This window comes from Rhizobium sp. CC1099 (genome assembly GCF_029714385.1).
In the GTDB taxonomy this organism is placed as follows: Bacteria; Pseudomonadota; Alphaproteobacteria; order Rhizobiales; family Rhizobiaceae; genus Rhizobium.
Genome location: NZ_CP121641.1, coordinates 613,977 through 632,330 on the forward strand (window position 1 = coordinate 613,977; position 18,354 = coordinate 632,330).

Annotated in this window: 16 protein-coding genes; 4 read left to right on the plus strand and 12 right to left on the minus strand. The window is 62.0% G+C overall.

Going from position 1 to position 18,354, the window contains the following annotated elements:
* Positions 1–82: 82 nt before the first annotated feature.
* Positions 83–2,008 carry a methyl-accepting chemotaxis protein gene (locus tag QA644_RS02980; protein ID WP_283072440.1) on the plus strand — a complete coding sequence of 642 codons (1,926 nt, stop codon included), beginning with the start codon at positions 83–85 and terminating at the stop codon, positions 2,006–2,008.
* A 548-nt stretch (positions 2,009–2,556) separates the two neighbouring features.
* On the opposite strand, the gene dxs is transcribed toward QA644_RS02980, so the two are convergent.
* The 5 genes from dxs to QA644_RS03005 form a co-directional block, all read right to left on the minus strand.
* Positions 2,557–4,473, minus strand: a complete 1,917-nt coding sequence (gene dxs / locus QA644_RS02985; RefSeq protein WP_283071018.1) for a 1-deoxy-D-xylulose-5-phosphate synthase — start codon at positions 4,471–4,473, stop codon at positions 2,557–2,559.
* A 101-nt stretch (positions 4,474–4,574) separates the two neighbouring features.
* Positions 4,575–5,498, minus strand: a complete 924-nt coding sequence (locus QA644_RS02990) for a pirin family protein (RefSeq protein ID WP_074066878.1) — start codon at positions 5,496–5,498, stop codon at positions 4,575–4,577.
* A gap of 72 nt (positions 5,499–5,570) precedes the next feature.
* Positions 5,571–6,338 carry an SDR family oxidoreductase gene (locus QA644_RS02995; protein WP_283071020.1) on the minus strand — a complete coding sequence of 256 codons (768 nt, stop codon included), beginning with the start codon at positions 6,336–6,338 and terminating at the stop codon, positions 5,571–5,573.
* Between the two features lie 88 nt (positions 6,339–6,426).
* Positions 6,427–6,678 carry an exodeoxyribonuclease VII small subunit gene (locus QA644_RS03000; RefSeq protein ID WP_283071022.1) on the minus strand — a complete coding sequence of 84 codons (252 nt, stop codon included), beginning with the start codon at positions 6,676–6,678 and terminating at the stop codon, positions 6,427–6,429.
* Between the two features lie 2 nt (positions 6,679–6,680).
* Complete coding sequence (locus tag QA644_RS03005; protein ID WP_194729130.1) at positions 6,681–7,616, minus strand: histone deacetylase family protein; 936 nt, start codon at positions 7,614–7,616, stop codon at positions 6,681–6,683.
* A gap of 162 nt (positions 7,617–7,778) precedes the next feature.
* Here QA644_RS03005 and QA644_RS03010 point away from each other — a divergent pair, with 162 nt between their 5' ends.
* Positions 7,779–8,180 (plus strand): thioesterase, encoded by a 402-nt coding sequence (locus QA644_RS03010; RefSeq protein WP_074066881.1) that lies wholly within the window; start codon positions 7,779–7,781, stop codon positions 8,178–8,180.
* Positions 8,181–8,189: 9 nt separating this feature from the next.
* Here QA644_RS03010 and QA644_RS03015 read toward each other — a convergent pair whose 3' ends face one another.
* From QA644_RS03015 to QA644_RS03025, 3 genes are read right to left on the minus strand one after another with little or no spacing between them, the layout of a single operon-like run.
* Positions 8,190–8,753: a biotin transporter BioY gene (locus tag QA644_RS03015; RefSeq protein ID WP_283071024.1), complete on the minus strand. Its 564-nt coding sequence runs from the start codon at positions 8,751–8,753 to the stop codon at positions 8,190–8,192.
* 24 nt (positions 8,754–8,777) lie between these two features.
* Positions 8,778–9,386, minus strand: coding sequence for an energy-coupling factor transporter transmembrane protein EcfT (locus QA644_RS03020; protein WP_074066883.1), 609 nt, complete (start codon positions 9,384–9,386; stop codon positions 8,778–8,780).
* Positions 9,386–10,060 (minus strand): ABC transporter ATP-binding protein, encoded by a 675-nt coding sequence (locus QA644_RS03025; RefSeq protein ID WP_194729132.1) that lies wholly within the window; start codon positions 10,058–10,060, stop codon positions 9,386–9,388. Before QA644_RS03025 ends, QA644_RS03020 begins: the two co-directional genes overlap by 1 nt.
* Before the next feature lie 98 nt (positions 10,061–10,158).
* Between QA644_RS03025 and QA644_RS03030 the strand changes: the two genes are divergently transcribed.
* On the plus strand, positions 10,159–11,349 hold the full coding sequence (locus QA644_RS03030; protein ID WP_283071025.1) for a winged helix-turn-helix domain-containing protein: 1,191 nt from the start codon (positions 10,159–10,161) through the stop codon (positions 11,347–11,349).
* A gap of 121 nt (positions 11,350–11,470) precedes the next feature.
* Here the strand turns inward: QA644_RS03030 and ribB are convergent, their stop codons facing one another.
* The 3 genes from ribB to QA644_RS03045 form a co-directional block, all read right to left on the minus strand.
* Positions 11,471–12,574: a 3,4-dihydroxy-2-butanone-4-phosphate synthase gene (gene ribB, locus QA644_RS03035; protein WP_239595207.1), complete on the minus strand. Its 1,104-nt coding sequence runs from the start codon at positions 12,572–12,574 to the stop codon at positions 11,471–11,473.
* A 10-nt stretch (positions 12,575–12,584) separates the two neighbouring features.
* Entirely contained in the window at positions 12,585–13,682 is a 1,098-nt protein-coding gene (gene aroC, locus QA644_RS03040) for a chorismate synthase (RefSeq protein WP_039844176.1), read from the minus strand.
* A 368-nt stretch (positions 13,683–14,050) separates the two neighbouring features.
* Positions 14,051–17,230 carry an EAL domain-containing protein gene (locus QA644_RS03045; protein WP_283071027.1) on the minus strand — a complete coding sequence of 1,060 codons (3,180 nt, stop codon included), beginning with the start codon at positions 17,228–17,230 and terminating at the stop codon, positions 14,051–14,053.
* Between the two features lie 244 nt (positions 17,231–17,474).
* Between QA644_RS03045 and QA644_RS03050 the strand changes: the two genes are divergently transcribed.
* Positions 17,475–17,735 carry a DUF1344 domain-containing protein gene (locus QA644_RS03050; protein WP_022716492.1) on the plus strand — a complete coding sequence of 87 codons (261 nt, stop codon included), beginning with the start codon at positions 17,475–17,477 and terminating at the stop codon, positions 17,733–17,735.
* A 7-nt stretch (positions 17,736–17,742) separates the two neighbouring features.
* Here QA644_RS03050 and QA644_RS03055 read toward each other — a convergent pair whose 3' ends face one another.
* Complete coding sequence (locus tag QA644_RS03055) at positions 17,743–18,333, minus strand: histidine phosphatase family protein (protein ID WP_239595199.1); 591 nt, start codon at positions 18,331–18,333, stop codon at positions 17,743–17,745.
* Positions 18,334–18,354 lie beyond the last annotated feature (21 nt).

Genomic DNA, 18,354 nt, shown 5'->3' on the forward strand with positions numbered 1-18,354 from the left:
TCAGTTTTATTCGCTCTGCCGCTGCGTCTCGCGCGGCTTGTTTCGCCGTTTTTGTCAGGAGAGTTGACCTGTGTTCGCCAACATGTCCTTGAAGGGAAAGCTTGCCGCAACCTTTGCAGCGCTGATTCTCATCTTCATTTCCGTCTCAGCCCATGTGTACAGCAAGGCGAACGCTTCGGCTGCTGCTGCTGCCGAACAGGAGAAATCGGAGCTCCTCGTCAATCACATCGACGACGCGCTGCAGGCGATGCTGGAGCAGGCCGTCAACCTGCGGGGCTTCATCCTCTTCCGCAGCGACAGCACCTATGGCGATATCTTCGCCAATCGCGAACGCATGCTGAAGGCGATTGCTGCCGCCAAGCAGACAGCTGCAGGCGAGGCGGAACTGATCGGGATGATCGACGGCATGCAGAAGGCGGCCGATCTCTATTTCCACGAACTTGCCGAACCGCAGGCCAAGGCCCGCAAGGAAACCGAGACGCCGATCGCAGACGTCGTCAAGATCGGTGTGAACGCCACGAAAGGACAACTCGACGGCTTCCGTCAGGCCTCCGCCAAGATCAAGGCTGTCGCCCGTGAAAAGTCGGCGGCCTTTGCCACAACCCAGCTCGACGCCAACAAGGATCTGACCTTCACGCTGATCGTCGGTGGCATCGCTGCATCGCTTGCCGCAGCCATGCTCGCCTGGCTTCTATCACGTACCATCGCGCAGCCGATCGTCGGCATGACCGTCGCCATGGGCCGCTTGGCAGCTGGCCACAACGATATCGACGTGCCGGCGCTCGACCGCGGCGACGAAGTCGGCCTGATGGCGAAGTCGGTGCTGGTCTTCAAGGAGGCCGCAATCGAAAAGCAGCGCCTTTCCGGCGAGACGGACCGCATGCGCGACGAGGCCGAGCGCCAGCGCCAGCTCTCCGACGAGGAGAAGGCCCGCGAGGCAGCCGAGATCCGCTTTGCGATCGACAGTCTGGCGGGCGGTCTTTCGAACCTCGCCAACGGCGATGTCGCAAGCCGGATCGCAACGCCGTTCTCCGCTCACTTCGACAGCCTGCGAAACGACTTCAACCATGCCGCTGAAAAGCTTCAGTCGGCACTCCAGGCGGTTGGCCGCAATGCCTCGGCGATCAATGCCGGCGCCGGCGAAATCCGCTCCGCCGCCGACGACCTTGCCCGCCGCACCGAACAGCAGGCTGCTGCCGTCGAGGAAACCGCCGCAGCTCTCGAAGAGGTCACGACGACGGTCCGCGACAGCGCCAAGCGCGCCGAAGATGTCGGCCATCTGGTCGAGCGTGCGCGTCTCGGTGCCGAGCGCTCCGGCGATGTTGTCCGAAAGGCCGTCACCGCCATGCAGCAGATCGAGAAGTCCTCGGGCGAGATCAGCAACATCATCGGCGTCATCGACGACATCGCCTTCCAGACGAACCTGCTTGCCTTGAACGCGGGCGTCGAGGCCGCCCGTGCAGGTGATGCGGGCAAGGGCTTTGCCGTCGTCGCCCAGGAGGTGCGTGAACTGGCTCAGCGCTCCGCCAACGCCGCCAAGGAGATCAAGGCGCTGATCACGACCTCAGGCGACCATGTCAACACCGGCGTCTCGCTTGTCGGTGAAACCGGCAAAGCGCTTGCCGAGATCGTGAGCGAGGTCCAGGAGATAAACCGCCATATCGGCGCGATCGTCACCGCGACGCGCGAACAGTCGATCGGCCTGCAGGAGATCAACACCGCCGTCAACAATATGGACCAGGGCACGCAGCAGAATGCTGCCATGGTCGAAGAACAAACGGCGGCAAGCCATGCGCTGGCTCAGGAAGCCAACGCGCTGGACGCCTTGCTGCAACAGTTCAAGCTCGGCCAGGCCGCACCGGCGGCCGCGCCCCGTGCGACTGCCGCGCAATCCGGCGCCCGCCCTGTTGCATCGCCCGCCCGCGCGCTGACCAACAAGCTCGCCAGCGCCTTCGGCGGCAAGGCGGCAACCGCCGCAGCTGTCCAAGACGATTGGACGGAATTCTGAGATCGCTGATCGATCTGGCATATAAGAGGGGCGGCCGGTTTGGCCGCCCTTCTCGTTGTTGCGTGCTAAATGCCGTCGATGCCGCGCATCCGCTCGACGTCGCGTTTCGGTGGCATATGGGGAACCGGACATAGTCGCCGCTGAACTGGGACGGGCTGTCGTAGCCGACGCGAAATCCCGCTTCGGCCGCCGTCATGCCTTCGACGATCATGATGCGCCGCGCCTCCTGCAGCCTGATCTGCGCACGAAATCGATTGCGCGGCCATCTGGTTCAGTCGGCTTTCGCCATTGGCGATCTGCTCAAGCAGACCCGCCTGCGACCCGCTCAGCAGCGTGTACAGGATCTCGCCTTCGAAAAAGCGGTGCCAGGACCTCCGCATCTTCCGGCGCGCACGCAGCAATCGGACACCTGCGTCGATAAGATGCGGCGTCGCCACGCTGACTCCTGCGGCTGACCTGCCGCCGCCTCGGTGCGGCCGCATACCGGACGGAAAAAGTAGATTGGTAGATTTGGGGCGCCTGAGCGCTGCCGAGGGCTCCGGATGGCGTCAGCCCGCAACCCCCACGGCCGCGCCGTGGCCGAGTGTCCGGAAGACGGTGGAAACGATGCCTGCGCGGTCGAGGCCGGCATGGGCGTTCATCACCTCTGGTTTCGCCTGCTCCATCCAGATATCGGGCATGGTGAGCGAGCGGACCTTCAGGTCGCTTTCGAGCAGGCCTTCCATCGCGAGGAAATGCAGCACATGACTGCCAAAGCCGCCGATGGCGCCTTCTTCGACGGTGATCAGCATTTCGTGGTGGCGGGCGAGCTGGCGGATCAGGCCGTGGTCCAGCGGCTTGGCGAAGCGCGCATCGGCAACCGTGGTCGAAAGGCCGGCAGCCTCAAGATCTTCGGCCGCAAGCAGGCAGTCCGCGAGCCGCGAGCCGAAGGAGAGCAGCGCAACCTTGGTGCCTTCCTTGACGATGCGGCCCTCGCCGATCTGCAGGATTTTGCCGCGAGCCGGCATTTCGACGCCGACACCTTCGCCGCGTGGATAACGGAATGAAATCGGGCCGGCGTCATAAGCCGCGGCCGTACGCACCATGTGCTTCAGTTCCACCTCGTCGGCCGCAGCCATGACGACGAATCCGGGAAGCGTCGCAAGGAATGTCGTGTCGAACGAGCCCGCATGCGTCGGGCCGTCGGCGCCGACGAAACCAGCGCGGTCGATCGGGAAACGGACCGGCAGGCCCTGGATTGCGACATCGTGGACGACCTGGTCGTAGGCGCGCTGCAAGAAGGTGGAATAGAGCGCCGCAAACGGCTTGTAACCCTCGGTGGCGAGGCCGGCCGCGAAGGTGACGGCATGCTGCTCGGCGATGCCGACATCGAAACAGCGGGCAGGGAAGACTTCGGCAAGCTTGTCCAGGCCAGTGCCGTTCGGCATGGCCGCCGTGATGCCGACGATCTTGTCGTCGAGCGTTGCCTCCTGCACCAGCGCCTCGGCGAAGACGCTCGTATAGCTCGGCGCGTTCGGCTTCACCTTGGCCTGCGCCCCGGTGATGACGTCGAACTTGTTGACGCCGTGGTACTTGTCGGCGGCGGCTTCGGCAGGCGGATAACCCTTGCCCTTCTGCGTGACGACGTGGATCAGCACCGGACCTTCGGCGTTGTCGCGCACATTGCGCAGCACTGGGAGCAGATGCTCGAAGGAATGACCATCGATCGGGCCGATATGGTAGAAGCCCATTTCCTCGAACATGGTGCCGCCAGTGACATAGCCTCGCGCATGCTCGACGGCGCGGGTGAGCGCCCGGTCGACTTTCTTGCCGAGATAAGCCGTCAGCTTCTTGCCGAAATCGCGAAAGCCCATATAGGTCCGTCCGGAGGCGAGGCGGGCGAGATAGGCGCTCATGGCACCCGTCGGCGGGGCAATCGACATATCGTTGTCGTTGAGGATGACGATGAGCCGCGCATCGAGCGCGCCGGCATTGTTCAGCGCCTCGTAAGCCATGCCGGCCGACATGGCGCCGTCGCCGATGACGGCAATCACGCGCCGGTCTGTCTCGCTGAGTTCCGCGGCGACCGCCATGCCGAGACCCGCGGAAATCGAGGTCGATGAGTGCGCCGCCCCGAAGGGATCGTATTCGCTCTCGGCGCGCCGCGTGAACCCGGAAAGGCCGCCTTCCTGACGCAGCGTGCGGATCCGCTCGCGGCGGCCGGTAAGGATCTTGTGCGGATAACACTGGTGGCCGACGTCGAAGATCAACCGGTCCTCGGGCGTATCGAAGACGCTGTGGATGGCGATCGTCAGTTCGACGACGCCGAGACCCGCGCCCAGATGTCCGCCGGTGCGCGAGACCGCATCGATCATCTCGTCTCGGACTTCGCGCGCAAGCTGCGGCAGGTCACGATCCTCGAGCTTGCGCAGGTCGGCGGGATATTTGACCTGGTCGAGCAGCGGGGTTTTCGGCTGATGTGTCACGGGCGGGAGCTCTTTCTTATGGTTCTTGCTTTGCTTATTCGATTAGATTGCGGCAAAACAAGTGCATTTCAAGAACCGCAACCCCATAATTCTAAAGGAGTTCATCCTTCAGGCAAAGGCACGAATTCCTCTTCGTCCCCCGGAACGATGTCGAAGCGGCCGGTGCGCCATTCCTCCTTCGCCATCTCGATACGCTCCTTGGAGGAGGAAACGAAGTTCCACCAGATGTACCGCTTCGAATTCAGCGCCGCACCCCCAAAGAGCATCAGGTGACAGCCCGCAGGACCTGCCTCAAGCGTGATCGCGTCGCCTGGCCGGAAGACGAGCAGCTGATCCGCGGCAAAGCGGTCGCCGGCGATGATGACTTCGCCCGAAAGCACATAGGCTGCGCGCTCTTCATGGGCCACGCCGAAGGGGAACCTGGCGCCTGGTTCAATATCGAGGTCGGCATAGAGCGTGTCCGAAAACACCTTGACCGGCGACGTCATGCCTTCGAAGGAGCCGATGACGACGCGCCCTCTGACGCCACGTTCATAGATCAGCGGCATCTCGCTTTTTTCCGTATGGGCAAAGGAGGGATCGATTTCTTCCTTGTCGTCCGGTAGTGCCAGCCAGGTCTGCAGGCCCGACATCAGCAACGGGTGACCACGCAGATTGTCGGGCGTGCGCTCCGAATGCACGATGCCGCGTCCGGCCGTCATCAGGTTGATGTCGCCGGGCCGTATCACCTTCTCGGTACCAAGACTGTCCATATGCCGGATTTCGCCATCGAAAAGGTAGGTGACCGTCGACAATCCGATATGCGGATGCGGCTTCACATCCAGCGCCTCGCCAGGCTTCAGAATCGCCGGTCCCATCCGGTCGAAGAAGATGAACGGCCCCACCAGCCGCCGCTGGCGCGTCGGAAGCGCCCGCCGCACCTGAAAACCGCCGATATCGCTGGTGCGCGGAATGATCAGATTCTCGATGGCGTCGCAGGCGAAGGCGTCACCGGGCAGCGGGTCTTTACCGGGGAAGAAGGACATGGCGGTTCTCCGAGCACGAGGGCGCGACCAGCAATAGCGCCTGGAGGGCCGCCGCGAAAGGGTTCATGTTCGTCAGATGGCTGTGAAGCCGTTATCGACGAAGAGATGGGCGCCGTTGACGAAGCTGGATTCGTCGCTCGCCAAATAGAGCGCCGCCCTCGCCACATCTTCCGGCTCGCCGATCCTCCCCTGCTGCGCAGCAATCGCGGCGTCGGAAACATCGACCCCAAACGCCTGTAAGTCGGCCACCTCACGAAGGCCGTGCGGCGTGCGGATGAAGCCGGGGCAGACAGCATTGCAACGGATGTTGCGGTCGCGGAATTCCACCGCAATCGCTCGCGCGAACATATGCACTGCACCCTTGGTCGTGTCATAGAGCACTTCCATCGGCGTCGCGGCAACGGCGGAGATGGACGAGGTACAGACGATCGATCCGCCGCCTGCCGAAATCATCTTCGGCAACACGGCCTTTGTCATCAGGAACATCGAGCGCACGTTGACGGCATGCAGCCAATCCCATTCCTCAAGCGTCGTTTCCAGGAACGGCTTGATGACGATGGTGCCCGCATGATTGAAGAGCACGGTAACGGCGCCATAGCGCTCCTCGATACCGGCAACGGCCATGTTCACCGCTTTCTCGTCGGAAACGTCGGCAATCCAGTAATCGGCTTCACCGCCTGCATCCCGGATGGCCGTGGCGGTCTGCGCCGCCGCCTCGCCATTGCGGTCTATGATCGCGACACGAGCGCCTTCGGCCGCAAACAGCTTTGACGCTGCGCCGCCCATCCCGGTCGCACCGCCCGAGATGATGGCAACCTTGCTCTTCAGCCTATCCGTCATTCTGAACTGTTCCCTCTGCTGTTGTGTGGGGGATGTTAGGCTGACGATTTGCTTCCGGCCAGAAGTCTTGGGAGAATGTTTTACGGGCTCACGCCCCGTCCAGCGGCTCGGTGCCCTGCGGTTTGCCGGCGCGGTCGAGCCGGATCTTCTCGATGCGGTTTTCGGCCGCCGAAAGCAGCATCTCACAATGCTTCTTCAGCGCTTCGCCGCGCTCGTAGATCTCGATGGATTCATCGAGCGCCACGTCGCCGCGCTCCAGGCGGGCCACGATGCTTTCGAGTTCGGCAACCGCCTTTTCGAAGGAAAGACCGGAAACCTCCGGCTTGGCGCTGTCAGTCATACTCAACCCTTCATCAATCGAAGCACATGCAGGCCTGCCGATTCGGCAAGCCCTTCCAGATCATAGCCGCCTTCCAGCAGGCTGACGACCCGGTTGGAGGCGCTTTTGTCGGCTATCTCCAGCAATCGTCCAGTCGCCCAGTCGAAATCCTCGCCGACGAGATTGATCTGCGCCAAGGGATCGCGGTGATGCGCGTCGAAGCCGGCAGAGATGATGATGAGGTCCGGCCGGAAATCGACAAGCGCCGGCAGCACGCGCGATTTGAATGCCTCGCGGAAATGATCGCTGCCGACATTCGGCGAAAGCGGCGCATTGATGATCGTGCCGTGCTTGCCGCTTTCGTCCTTCGCTCCCGATCCCGGATAGAGCGGCATCTGATGCGTCGAGCAGAAGAGCACGGAGGCGTCGTCCCAGAAGATGTCCTGCGTGCCGTTGCCGTGGTGCACGTCCCAATCGACGATCGCGACACGCTCGGCGCCATGGCGCCTCTGGGCATGGCGCGCGGCGATCGCCGCATTGTTGAAGAAGCAGAAGCCCATCGCCGTCATCTTCTCCGCGTGATGCCCCGGCGGGCGGGCGGCGACGAAGACGTTGTCGGCCTTGCCGGTGAAGACGTCATCCACCGCAGCCATGGCCGCACCGACGCCCGTCAGCGCCGCCTGCAGGCTCTTCGGGCTCGCATAGGTATCGGCCTCGATCTGGTTGATCTCGCCGTCTTCTTCGGGAATCTGGCGCATGACGGCGCGCAGATGTTCCTCGGGATGGGCAAGCAGCACGGCCTCCTCGTTCGCCTGCGGCGCCTCCTTGCGCTCCAGCCGCTCGAAATTCGGATGGCCGAGCGCGACGTTGATTGCCCGCATCCGGTCCGGCCGCTCGGGATGGCCCGCGGGCGTGACATGTTCGAGAAAGATCGGGTGTTCGTAAAGGCGGGTGCTCATGCGGATACTCTTATCGCTTGCCCCAGTCATGATCCACAGCAGATGGCGCGAATGCCGGCAATTTCAACATACGCGCGGTGTCGTGCGCATGTCACCTCCACCGTTTACTTCGGCCTGTGTCGCCATTAGTCTTTCAGCAGGGAAGTGAGGATAGGCAGGCAGATGGCAAAATCAGCGCGCTCGAACGGAGCGGAAATACGTGTGCCGTTTCGGGATGTCGACATGCATGGTGAGATGTTCATCTCGTCCTATATTTCCTATGCCGAATCCGTACTTGCAAATTTCTGGCTGACGCGGCCGGAAGTGGAAGGCGAGCCAATTTATACTGCAAGCAAGATTTCCTGCATCCTGCACCGGCCCTTGCACTACGACGAACTGATGGAATTCACCACTGCGGTCGACAAGATCGGCGTTCGCTCCGTCGGCTTTCTGATTGCCGTCGAGGCGGAAGGCGAACGCGCCGCCGAGGTCGAGATCATCTGGCAGGCGCGCAATCGCGAAGACCTGTCGCCGGCCGCGCTCCCTGAAGAAACGCGCGACTGGCTTTACACCTTCGTTGATTAGGCTCCGATCCTAAGCACGTGCAGGCAGCAGCGGATAGCCGACCATGACGGCGCGGCCGGCGAGCGCTGCGACGAACGCCTTGATGACATCGCCGGGGACGAAGGCCATCGAGCCGACGAACGCCTGTTGCAGGCCGACGCCGGCAGCGACCGCGAGATAGGCGATCCCGAAAGCATAGAGAACGACGATGCCGCCGATCGCGGATGCGAGGAAGAAGCCGACCGTTTGCACGAGGCCGGACTGCTCGGCCTTCACCAGGCGCTCGGCGACATAGCCGGTGACGAAGGCGGCAAAGAGCCAGCCGATGAGGAAGCCGGTCGTCGGTGCGGCAAATGCCGCAAGGCCGCCGCGGCCGCCTGAAAGCACCGGAAGGCCGATCGCAACAAGAACAAGCACGATCAGCACGGCGATCGCGCCGCGGCGCGCGCCGAGCACGACGCCTGCCAGCATGACGCCAAGCGACTGCGCGGTGATCGGCACCGGAATGAAGCCGAGCGTGATCGGCGGCAGAATGCCGAGCGCCACGATGATTGCGGCAAAGAGGGCTGAGAGAACGAGGTCGCGGGTGCTCATCATGGGCTCCGTGTTTACAGAATGTTAACTGACATGCCGCCGAATGCCGCGCGCGTCAATCGCTGCGGCAATATTATCCGCATCTCTGAGCGTGAGGATGATCAGCGGCGCAAGCACCGTGACGGGCCGCACCTTAATGCCGCGGGCTGCATGCGCCTCCTTGATCGCCTGGTAGCGGCCAAGGATTTCCGGCACGAAACGGACGACGAGACCGACCGCAAGTCCGACATCGTTCGCCGCCACCAGGCCGGCCCGTTCCAATGGGCGGGCAAGCAGCGTGATCTCGTCGATGAACTCGCTGATCGTCGTTGTTGCCGTCACCGCCGCCGCAAAGAGCATCAGCGCCGTCAGCCGCAGCAGCGCCTCGACCGCGCCGTGCCAGGGGTTGAAGGCGAGGCTGAAAAGTGCCACGACGAGGATCGTCAGCAGCACGGGCTTCAGCCGTGCAATCGCCTGCCCGAAAGGCAGGCCGAGGCTGAAATAGACGGCCCCTGTTATCAGCACGCCAAGCGAAAGCAGCGGAATGTTGCGGGTGGTGAAGAGAATGACGCCGAGGATCGCAAGAACAAGCAGCTTCGAGCGCGCCGGAAGCCGGTGCATGATGCTGGTTCCCTCGACATAAAGCGATTGCATCAGGCGGTAATCTCCCGGTAGCGCGCGATTGCCTCGGCCGCCGGCGCATCGGCGGCAAGCCTGCCCTCGTGGAAGAGCAGGACGCGGCCGAAATCCGCGACCAGTTCCAGATCATGGCTGATCACGATGGCGTTTTCAGGCAGGCCCTCGATGATCTTCTGCACCAATGCGCGATTCTTGAGATCGAGCTGGTTCGTCGGCTCGTCGAGGATCAGGATATCCGGGCCGGTCACCAGAACCGCACAGAGGGCGGCGATCTGCAGCTCGCCGCCAGAAAGCTCGTGCGCCCGGCGCGCTGCCAGATGGGCGGCATCGAAGCGGCCGAGTGCAGCTTCAACCTTCGCTTCGATCTCGGCCTTCGAGAAGCCGCGGCCCTTCAATCCGAAGGCAATGTCGTCGCGCACGATCGGCAGGATGATCTGGTTCTGCGGCTGCTGGAAGATGAAGCCGACATCCGGAAGGGCCGAATGGGAGTCGGCCGTGTCCCGGCCATTGACGATCACGCGTCCGGCTGTCGGCTTCGTCAGACCATTGATCAGCCGCGCGAAAGTGGTCTTTCCCGAACCGTTGAGGCCGATTACGCCGATGCGGTTTTCCGTGAGAGTGAGGGTCAGCGGCGAGAGCGCTTCGCGCGCGCCATAAGTGACTGCAGCCCCTTCGAAGCGGATCTCCAAATCATTCCCCTGTCACAATCCGATGCTGCTTCTATAGCCGCAGCGTCAAAAGTGCAAAACCGGGTGGCTAGGAACATTTTCCCGAATATGATGTGCCCATGACGAATCTCTTTTCGAACAGCGATGCCCGCCGCGTCTTCCTCGCCAAACAGGGCCTCAGTTCTCCGCCGAACCGCGCCCTGACCAAGGCCGGGCTGCTGCAGCTGATCCATGACATCGGTTTCGTGCAGGTGGACAGCATCCAGACGGTGGAGCGGGCGCATCACCAGATCCTCTTTTCCCGCAACCAGACATACAGACGCGAACACCTGACCGCGCTCCTGGAGAAGGACGGCGCGCTGTTCGAACATTGGACGCACGACGCCTCCATCCTGCCGAGCGCCTTCTTCAAATACTGGAAGCACAAATTCCGGCACCAGGAAGAGGTGCTCGTCGAGCGCTGGCGCAAATGGCGCGGCGAGGGTTTCGAGCATGCCTTCGACGAGACCTACGAGCGCGTGGCGCGCGACGGCGCGATCATGGCGCGCGAGATCAAGGCCGACGGACACACCTCGGGCGGCTGGTGGAACTGGCATCCTAACAAGACCGCGCTCGAATATTTCTGGCACACCGGCAAGTTCGCCATCGCCGGCCGCTCCAACTTCCAGAAGATCTACGATCTGGTCGAGCGTGTCATCCCCGCTGAATTCCGCGATCCGGAAGTAAGCCGGGAGGAGTTTGTCGATTGGGCGTGCCGAAGCGCGTTGAAACGGCTCGGTTTTGCGACACACGGCGAAATCGGCGCCTTTTGGAATCTGCTGTCGCCGGACGAGGCCAAGGCCTGGGTTTCAACCCATCGCGACGAACTGACCGAGATCCTGATCGAACCGGCGCTCGGCGGCAAGCCGCGCCCCTCCTGGGCCTTCGCGGATTTCCTTTCGACGCTGGATGGCTATCTCGAGGCTCCGGCGCGCATTCGCGTCTTGAGCCCCTTCGATCCGACGATCCGCGACCGCAACCGCACCGAACGCCTGTTCGGCTTCTTCTACCGCATCGAGGTTTTCGTACCTGAGCCGAAGCGCGAATACGGCTATTACGTCTTTCCGCTGCTCGAAGGTGACAAACTCATCGGCCGCATCGACATGAAGGCCGACCGAAAGCAGGGGACGCTGGATGTGAAGCGGCTATGGCTGGAGCCCGGCGTGAAGGCTTCTGCGGGACGGATGGAGAGGCTGCGAGCGGAACTGGAGCGCGTGGCGAAGTTTGCGGGGGTGGAGAAGGTCGTGTTTCTCAAGGGGTGGAGGGGTTAGCCGCGTGGCACTTCTCCCCAGCGGGAAGAAGTGCCGGAGCCTAGCTCGGCACGAGATTGTCGGAACGCCCCGCTCATCCGGCCCGCCGGGCTGCCTTTCTCCCCGGGCAGAAGGGAACCTCTCACCAAATCTCCGTCTTTGAAATCTTGATTCCAAATCCCTCCAGGCCGACATAGTGTCGCTCGCGGCTGGTGAGCAGCCTGATCGAACTGACGCCGAGGTCTTTCAGGATCTGCGCGCCCAAGCCGATTTCCAGCCATTCGCTTTCGCGGCTCTTGGCTTCGGCGTGGGCTTCGCGTCCCTGGCTGCGGGCCTTGCGGCCGTTGTCGTAGTGGCCCACGCCCACGGAGCCTTCACGGAGGTATACGATGATGCCGCGGCCTTCCTCGGCGATTTTCTGCATATAGTGGTCGACCGGGCTCTTCTTGCCGAAGAGGTCCTCGGCGACATTTTCCGGGTGCAGGCGCACTGGGATGTCGATGCCGTCGCGTATATCGCCGAAGACAACGGCGAGGTGCTGCATCGGATCCCAGGGGAGCGAGTAGGTGTGCGCCTTGGCCTTGCCGAACGGCGTCTCGATATCGAAGCTGGCGCCGAGTTCGATCAGCGTTTCCTTGCGCTGGCGATAGGCGATGAGGTCTGCGACCGAGACGAGCTTCAGGCCATACTTTTCCGCAAAATCGATGACCTGCGGCCCGCGCGTCACCGTGCCGTCGTCATTAACGAGCTCGCTGATGACGCCGATCAGCGGCAGTCCGGCGAGCCTGCAGAGATCGACGGCCGCTTCCGTATGGCCGGAACGCATCAGAACGCCGCCTTCGCGGGCAACGAGTGGAAAGATGTGGCCGGGCCGGACGAAATCGCTTGCACCGACATTCGGATTGGCGAGATTGCGCACCGTCAGCGTGCGGTCGTCGGCGGAAATGCCGGTGGTCGTGCCGTGCTTGAAATCGACGGACACGGTAAACGCCGTCGTGTGCGCGGAGTCGTTTTCGGCCACCATGGCGTTGAGGTTCAGGCGCTTCGCCTCTTCCTTCGGCATTGGCGTGCAGACGATGCCGGAGGTATGGCGGACAATGAAGGCCATCTTTTCCGGTGTGCAATGGACGGCGGCGACGATCAGGTCGCCTTCGTTCTCCCGGTCGTCGTCATCCATGACGACGACGATTTCGCCGGCTTCGAAGGCCCGGATGGCATCGACGACACGCTTCTGGTCATAAGGCATGGGACAGTTCCTATTTCAGCCGGCCGGTCTGGCCGCGGTCGCGAAGGTAGTGGTCGGCGATGGCGCAGGCGACCATGGCTTCGCCGATCGGCACGGCCCGGATGCCGACGCAGGGGTCGTGCCGGCCCTTGGTGCGGATATCGACATTGTTGCCATCGGCATCAATCGAGCGCCGCTCGGTGAGGATGGAGGAAGTCGGCTTGATCGCAAACCGCGCGATCACCGGCTGACCGGTCGATATGCCGCCTAAAATACCGCCGGCGTGGTTGGAAAGAAACAGCGGCTTGCCGTCATTGCCCATGCGCATCTCGTCGGCGTTTTCTTCGCCGGTGATTTCGGCGGCGCCGAACCCATTACCAATCTCGACGCCCTTCACGGCATTGATCGACATCAGCAGCGAGGCGATGTCCTGGTCGAGCTTGGCATAGATGGGCGCACCAAGCCCGGCCGGAACACCTTCAGCCACGACTTCGACGACGGCGCCGATTGAGGAGCCGTTCTTGCGGATGCCGTCAAGATATTCCTCCCATACGGGAACGATCTCAGCATCCGGCGAGAAGAAGGGATTCTGGTTCACCTGATCCCAATCCCAGTTCTGGCGGTTGATCTTGTGCTTGCCGATCTGCACGAGAGCTCCGTGAACTCTCATGTTCGGCACGACGAGACGGGCAATCCCGCCGGCGGCGACACGTGCCGCGGTCTCGCGAGCGGAGGAGCGGCCGCCGCCGCGATAGTCGCGGATGCCGTATTTGACGTCATAGGTATAGTCGGCGTGGCCGGGGCGGTATTGCCGGGCAATCTCGCCGTAATCTTTGGAACGCTGGTCCGTGTTCTCGATCATCATCGCGATCGGCGTTCCGGTCGTAGTCATCGTCTCGCCGTCGGCATCCAGCATCACGCCGGACAGCACCTTCACGAGGTCCGCCTCGCGGCGCTGCGTCACGAAACGCGACTGGCCGGGCTTGCGCTTGTCGAGCCAGGCCTGAATGTCTTCCAGCTTGAAGCGCAGGCCGGGAGGGCAGCCGTCGACGACGCAGCCGAGCGCCGGGCCGTGGCTCTCGCCCCAGGTTGTTACGCGGAAGAGATGACCGAATGTATTATGCGACATGTGTTCCGACCACGCGCGGCAACCCGCGCCATTCTCCAAAATGCGCGACACTCATAGGCCAAAAAGAGGTTGGGGCAAAAGCCTTTCTTTGCGCGAAATCCACGTGAGGAAGAAATGCTGTTTCCGCAATTTGCAAACGATGCGGGTTTTGGACGTCATCGGCAATGAGAAATGCCGCGGCCCCTTCGTCCGCCACTGCTGGCACCTTCTCCCCGTTCTGACGGGCAGAAGGGGCATGCCCACCCTTCTTCAAATCTCGGCGCTGGTATGGCAAGTTCCCTCGCCCGTTTACGGGGAGAAGCGTTAGGGCGGGGGCAAATCATGCGATGGAGAGCGGCACAAAATCGCAAACAGCTATTTAAAGCCCCTCAGGAAGCGATCCGCCATGCCGCACCATCGGCTGCGGCGGCCGTGAAGTCGTCGAAGGAGAGGGGACGGGAGAAGGCGTAGCCCTGCAGCAGGTCGCAGCCAAGATCGCGCAGCATATCGGCGTGCGAGATCGTCTCGATCCCTTCCGCCACCGTTTCGACGCCGAGCGAGCGGGCGATGTCGATGATCGAGCTTACCAGTGCGCGCTCCTGCGGAGAGTTGAGGATCGGCTGCACGAGCTGGCGGTCGATCTTGAGCCGTTTCGGCTTCAGCTTCAACAGGCTGACGATCGATGTATGGCCGGTGCCGAAATCGTCGATTTCGATGTCGATGCCGAGCGCCTTGATGCGGTCGAGGTTGTGAGCCGCCACATCCTCGCTTTCGTCGAGGAAGATCGATTCCACCAGTTCGAATGAAAGCTCGCCCGGGCGTATCTGCAGGTCGCTCAGCGATTCGAAGAGGGTACCGTCATGCAGCCGCCGCGCTGAAACATTGACGGAGACCTGCGGCACTGAAACGCCGAGTGCTGCCCAGCGCATCTTGTCCTTCAGTGCGGTTTCGAGAACGATGCGGTCCAGCGCCTGCACCACGTTGATCTCGTCGGCGATGCGCAGGAACTTGTCCGGCGTCAGCAGGCCGCGGGCCGGGTGGTTCCAGCGCACCAGCGCTTCGACACCGGTGAGCCGCATTGTCCGCGCGCAAAATTGCGGCTGGTACCAGGCGGTGAATTCGCCATTCTCGATGCCGGCAAGGATCTCGTCGGCGATGCGCTTGCTGTTGATGATGTCGGCCTGGAGGTTCTGGTTGAAGAATTCGTAGCGGTTCCGGCCCAGGCTCTTTGCGCGGTAGAGGGCGATATCGGCGTTGATCAGCACCTTGCGCGCGTCGACATGGATGCCGTTGGCAAGCGCGATGCCGATCGAAACGCCGCAGCGGCAAGGGAAGCCCTGGAAATTGACGGGCTGGCGCATTTCTTCGATGATCCGGCCCGCTAGCGCGGCCATATCCTCGTCGCTGGCATCGAGTGCGAGGATGACGAACTCGTCGCCGCCGATGCGCGCGACGACATCGCTGCCACGGACATTCTTCGAAAGAACCTTCGACGCATGCACCAGCATCGCGTCCCCGGCTGCGTGGCCGAGCGTGTCGTTGATTTGCTTGAAGCGGTCGAGGTCGATGTGGAGGATTGCGAATTTCTGCCGCTGCGACCGGCTGCCGGCCGTCAGGTTTTCGAGCGCGATGTCGAGCTTGCGGCGGTTGGCCAGTGCCGTCAGCGGATCATGCAGCGAATTGTGCTCGATACGATTCTTGGCAAGTTCGAGCTCGATATTCTTGGCAACCGCTTCGTCCTTCGCTGCCTTCAGCTCGGCGGTCAGCAGCGCATCTTCCGTGACGTCGAGCGCGACGCCAATGAGCTTCAGCTGACCTGTCGCCGTCTGGTGCACCTTGCCGGTCGAGCGGACGTAGCGAATGCTGCCGTCCTCGGCCGGCACGCGGCAAATGAGCGTGTGCTTGTCGCCGAGCTGCTTGAAATGCCGTGCGCTTTCCAGCGCAAAAGCACGATCTTCCGGGTGAATGCAGGAAAGCCAAACATCCTGGGGCATGAATCCCTGCCGTGGTTCCAGCCCGTAGAGCTCGTGCATGCGTTCGTCCCAGACCGAGCCGGCAGTGCCGAGCGTCGTTTCCCAGATGCCGCACTGATAGGAATCGAGCGCCAGATCGAGTCGGGTTGAAAGTTCGGCAAGCTGCGTCTCGCGGCGGGAGAGCTCGTCCAGTGCCAGTTCCAGCTCGGCATTCTTGATATCGCTGTTTTCTTTTGCCTTGCGCAGCATATCGGCTGCCTCCGCGTCTGCGGTCACGTCCGCGACGATGCCGATCGTCCTGCCGGTTCCGCCCGCATCCGTGTAGAAGGAGCCCACCGAGCGCAGATACCGGATGCGGCCGTCCGAAAGCCTGATACGGTACTGCGCCGTGCAGGACGTACCTGCCAGGCTGCAGTTGAAAAAGTGCGTCTCGGCGATTGGCCGGTCTGCCGCCACGATTGCCTCGAGCCAGCTTTCAAGCGGATGGCTGCCCTCGCCGGCCGGCTGGCCGTGAAGGCCCGAGGCGCGCGTGTCCCAGTAAAGGCTGTGGCCGTGATCCTGCAGTTCCCAGATGCCGATATTGGAAGAATCCAGCGCCAGGTTCAGCCGCTGCGAAAGTTCGAGCAGCTTCGTTTCGCGGGCCTCGAGTTCGTTGACATTGCGGGTGCGCTCGCCAAGAAGCAGGGTCGCGAGGAAGATCGGCACGATGATGACGCAGCCGGCAGCGATGATGATCAAGCGAAGCTGAAGCTGGTTCGGCGGAGCTTCGTTCCATCCGGTCGTCGGCACGGCCGAAAGCTCCCAGCGCCCGCCCGCGAAGGTGATCTTGCGGCGGAGCGGCTGCTTGTCGAGCACATCGGCGCTGCCGAAGAAGGGAAGGGCGCGTTGCTCGGCCACAGTCCCCAGGTCGCGCACCGCGATCGAAAGATGGTCGAGATGCGGGTAGCGTTCCTGGTTTTCGCTATTGCGCGCGGGTTTGAGGCCAGTGTTCTCGTAGAACATATCCTGGTCGATCGTGACTTCGACCGCACCCCAGATCTTGCGCTGCCCGTTCTCCTTGATGAAGATCGGGAAGAAGATCGCGAAGGCATCCCTTCCGCTGCCGATCTTGACCGGGCCGTAGAAACGCGCCTGCTGGTCTCCCGTATTGCGCCCGACGGACTGGCGCAGCATCAGCTTTTCACGCACGTCCTTGCCGATGCGGCTCTTGCCGGACTGCGGCGGGAAGACGTTGCCGACGACGAAATCAGGTGCGACGGTGATGCTGACGAAATGGGGATTTTGGATGAGCAGCCAATTGATCTGGCGCTCCATTTCTTCATCGTTGGCTTTCGCGCTCACGGAAATCATGTTGGACAGATCGCGGACGACGGTGACGTCCATATTGATCTGTGCCGCCATGCGGGCGCGAATGAGGTTCGTCTCGTTTTCTGTGCGGATCTGCAACTCTCGCAGATAGGCCGCAGTATTCGCACGGTCGAGCGTGAAGCCGACCGCAACGACCACAAATGCGACGAGGGTCGAAACCAGCAGTGAAACCCAGGTATTCTTGAGTACCCGCCGCAATTGAATATTGGCGCCCAGCCGGAAAAGCAAAAATATGTCTCCCTGTTCGGCGGAACTCTAGGAGGAACCGGTTAATTTACGATTTCCCGATGGTTCATCTTTGCGGCTTGCAATTAAGAGCACTCTAATGGTTAGCGGCTGCTCTTGATTGTTGTTAAAATGCTATTCATCAATGAGGCGCGGAAAGCCATTCTTCCGGGCAATTTTCGCCATATTCAGGAGCTTATCTGTGTTTCACCGGATTTTTGCGTCGAGTTTCAAGAGGGTTGCCGCGATGCGTTTTTTTGTTGCCACGCTGCTGGCCACAGCAAGTTTCCTGTCGCCCATCAGCAGCTTTGCGGAAAGCGCCGACGTCGAAGCGACCATCAAGAAAGTCGACATGAGCAGCCTCAGCCTGACACTCGATGACGGCAAGACATATCAGGCGCCCGAGGAGTTCAACTTCGATGGGCTGAAGGCCGGTGTGAAAGTGGTGATCTTCTACACGGAAGTGGACGGCAAGCGGGTGATCAACGACCTCGATATCGTGCAGTAATTAGAGACTATATCCAGCCGATCAGTCTTTTCGCGGTGTCGATCTTCAAGATTCGGTCCTGCGGAATTTCCCCCTCGGCAGCCTCGTGCTTCGGCAGATCGGCGATCATCTTGAAGAGGCTGCGGATGACGCCGCCATGCGTGACGCAAACGGTCGGGCGCTCGACGGAGTTCAACCATGATCGGATGCGCCACGACATGATTTCGTAGCTTTCGGCATAGTCGCCCGGCGGGATGAAATCCCATTTGTTGATATTGCGCTCGATGATGCGTTCGCGCTGGGTCGCCTTCAGTTCCCGGATGGTGAAGCCTTCCCAGTCGCCGAAGGAAACTTCGACCAGCCGGTCGTCGCTGCGGTAGTCCTTGGGCGGCAGGCCCATTGCCGTGCGCATGATCTCCATCGTCTCGCGCGTGCGCTGGAGCGGGCTTGCAACGAAATCGAAGGAAATGGCTTCGACCCTGAGAATCTCGGCCATGTCGATGCCGTTCAGCCGCGCCTGTTCGCGGCCGATGACATTCAGCGGAATATCCTTCTGGCCTTGCAGACGGCGTTCGGCGTTCCAGTCGGTCTGACCATGTCGGACCACATAGATGAGCAAGGCAGATTCCGCTTGAGGACT

Bases quoted from the DNA above. Each gene is read 5' to 3' on its own strand.
- QA644_RS02980 (WP_283072440.1), top strand. From the start codon at position 83: ATGTCCTTGAAGGGAAAGCTTGCCGCAACCTTTGCAGCGCTGATTCTC.
- QA644_RS02990 (WP_074066878.1), bottom strand. From the start codon at position 5,498: ATGTCCTTCTTCCCCGGTAAAGACCCGCTGCCCGGTGACGCCTTCGCC.
- QA644_RS02995 (WP_283071020.1), bottom strand. From the start codon at position 6,338: ATGACGGATAGGCTGAAGAGCAAGGTTGCCATCATCTCGGGCGGTGCG.
- QA644_RS03000 (WP_283071022.1), bottom strand. From the start codon at position 6,678: ATGACTGACAGCGCCAAGCCGGAGGTTTCCGGTCTTTCCTTCGAAAAG.
- QA644_RS03005 (WP_194729130.1), bottom strand. From the start codon at position 7,616: ATGAGCACCCGCCTTTACGAACACCCGATCTTTCTCGAACATGTCACG.
- QA644_RS03010 (WP_074066881.1), top strand. From the start codon at position 7,779: ATGGCAAAATCAGCGCGCTCGAACGGAGCGGAAATACGTGTGCCGTTT.
- QA644_RS03015 (WP_283071024.1), bottom strand. From the start codon at position 8,753: ATGAGCACCCGCGACCTCGTTCTCTCAGCCCTCTTTGCCGCAATCATC.
- QA644_RS03020 (WP_074066883.1), bottom strand. From the start codon at position 9,386: ATGCAATCGCTTTATGTCGAGGGAACCAGCATCATGCACCGGCTTCCG.
- QA644_RS03030 (WP_283071025.1), top strand. From the start codon at position 10,159: ATGACGAATCTCTTTTCGAACAGCGATGCCCGCCGCGTCTTCCTCGCC.
- ribB (WP_239595207.1), bottom strand. From the start codon at position 12,574: ATGCCTTATGACCAGAAGCGTGTCGTCGATGCCATCCGGGCCTTCGAA.
- aroC (WP_039844176.1), bottom strand. From the start codon at position 13,682: ATGTCGCATAATACATTCGGTCATCTCTTCCGCGTAACAACCTGGGGC.
- QA644_RS03050 (WP_022716492.1), top strand. From the start codon at position 17,475: ATGCGTTTTTTTGTTGCCACGCTGCTGGCCACAGCAAGTTTCCTGTCG.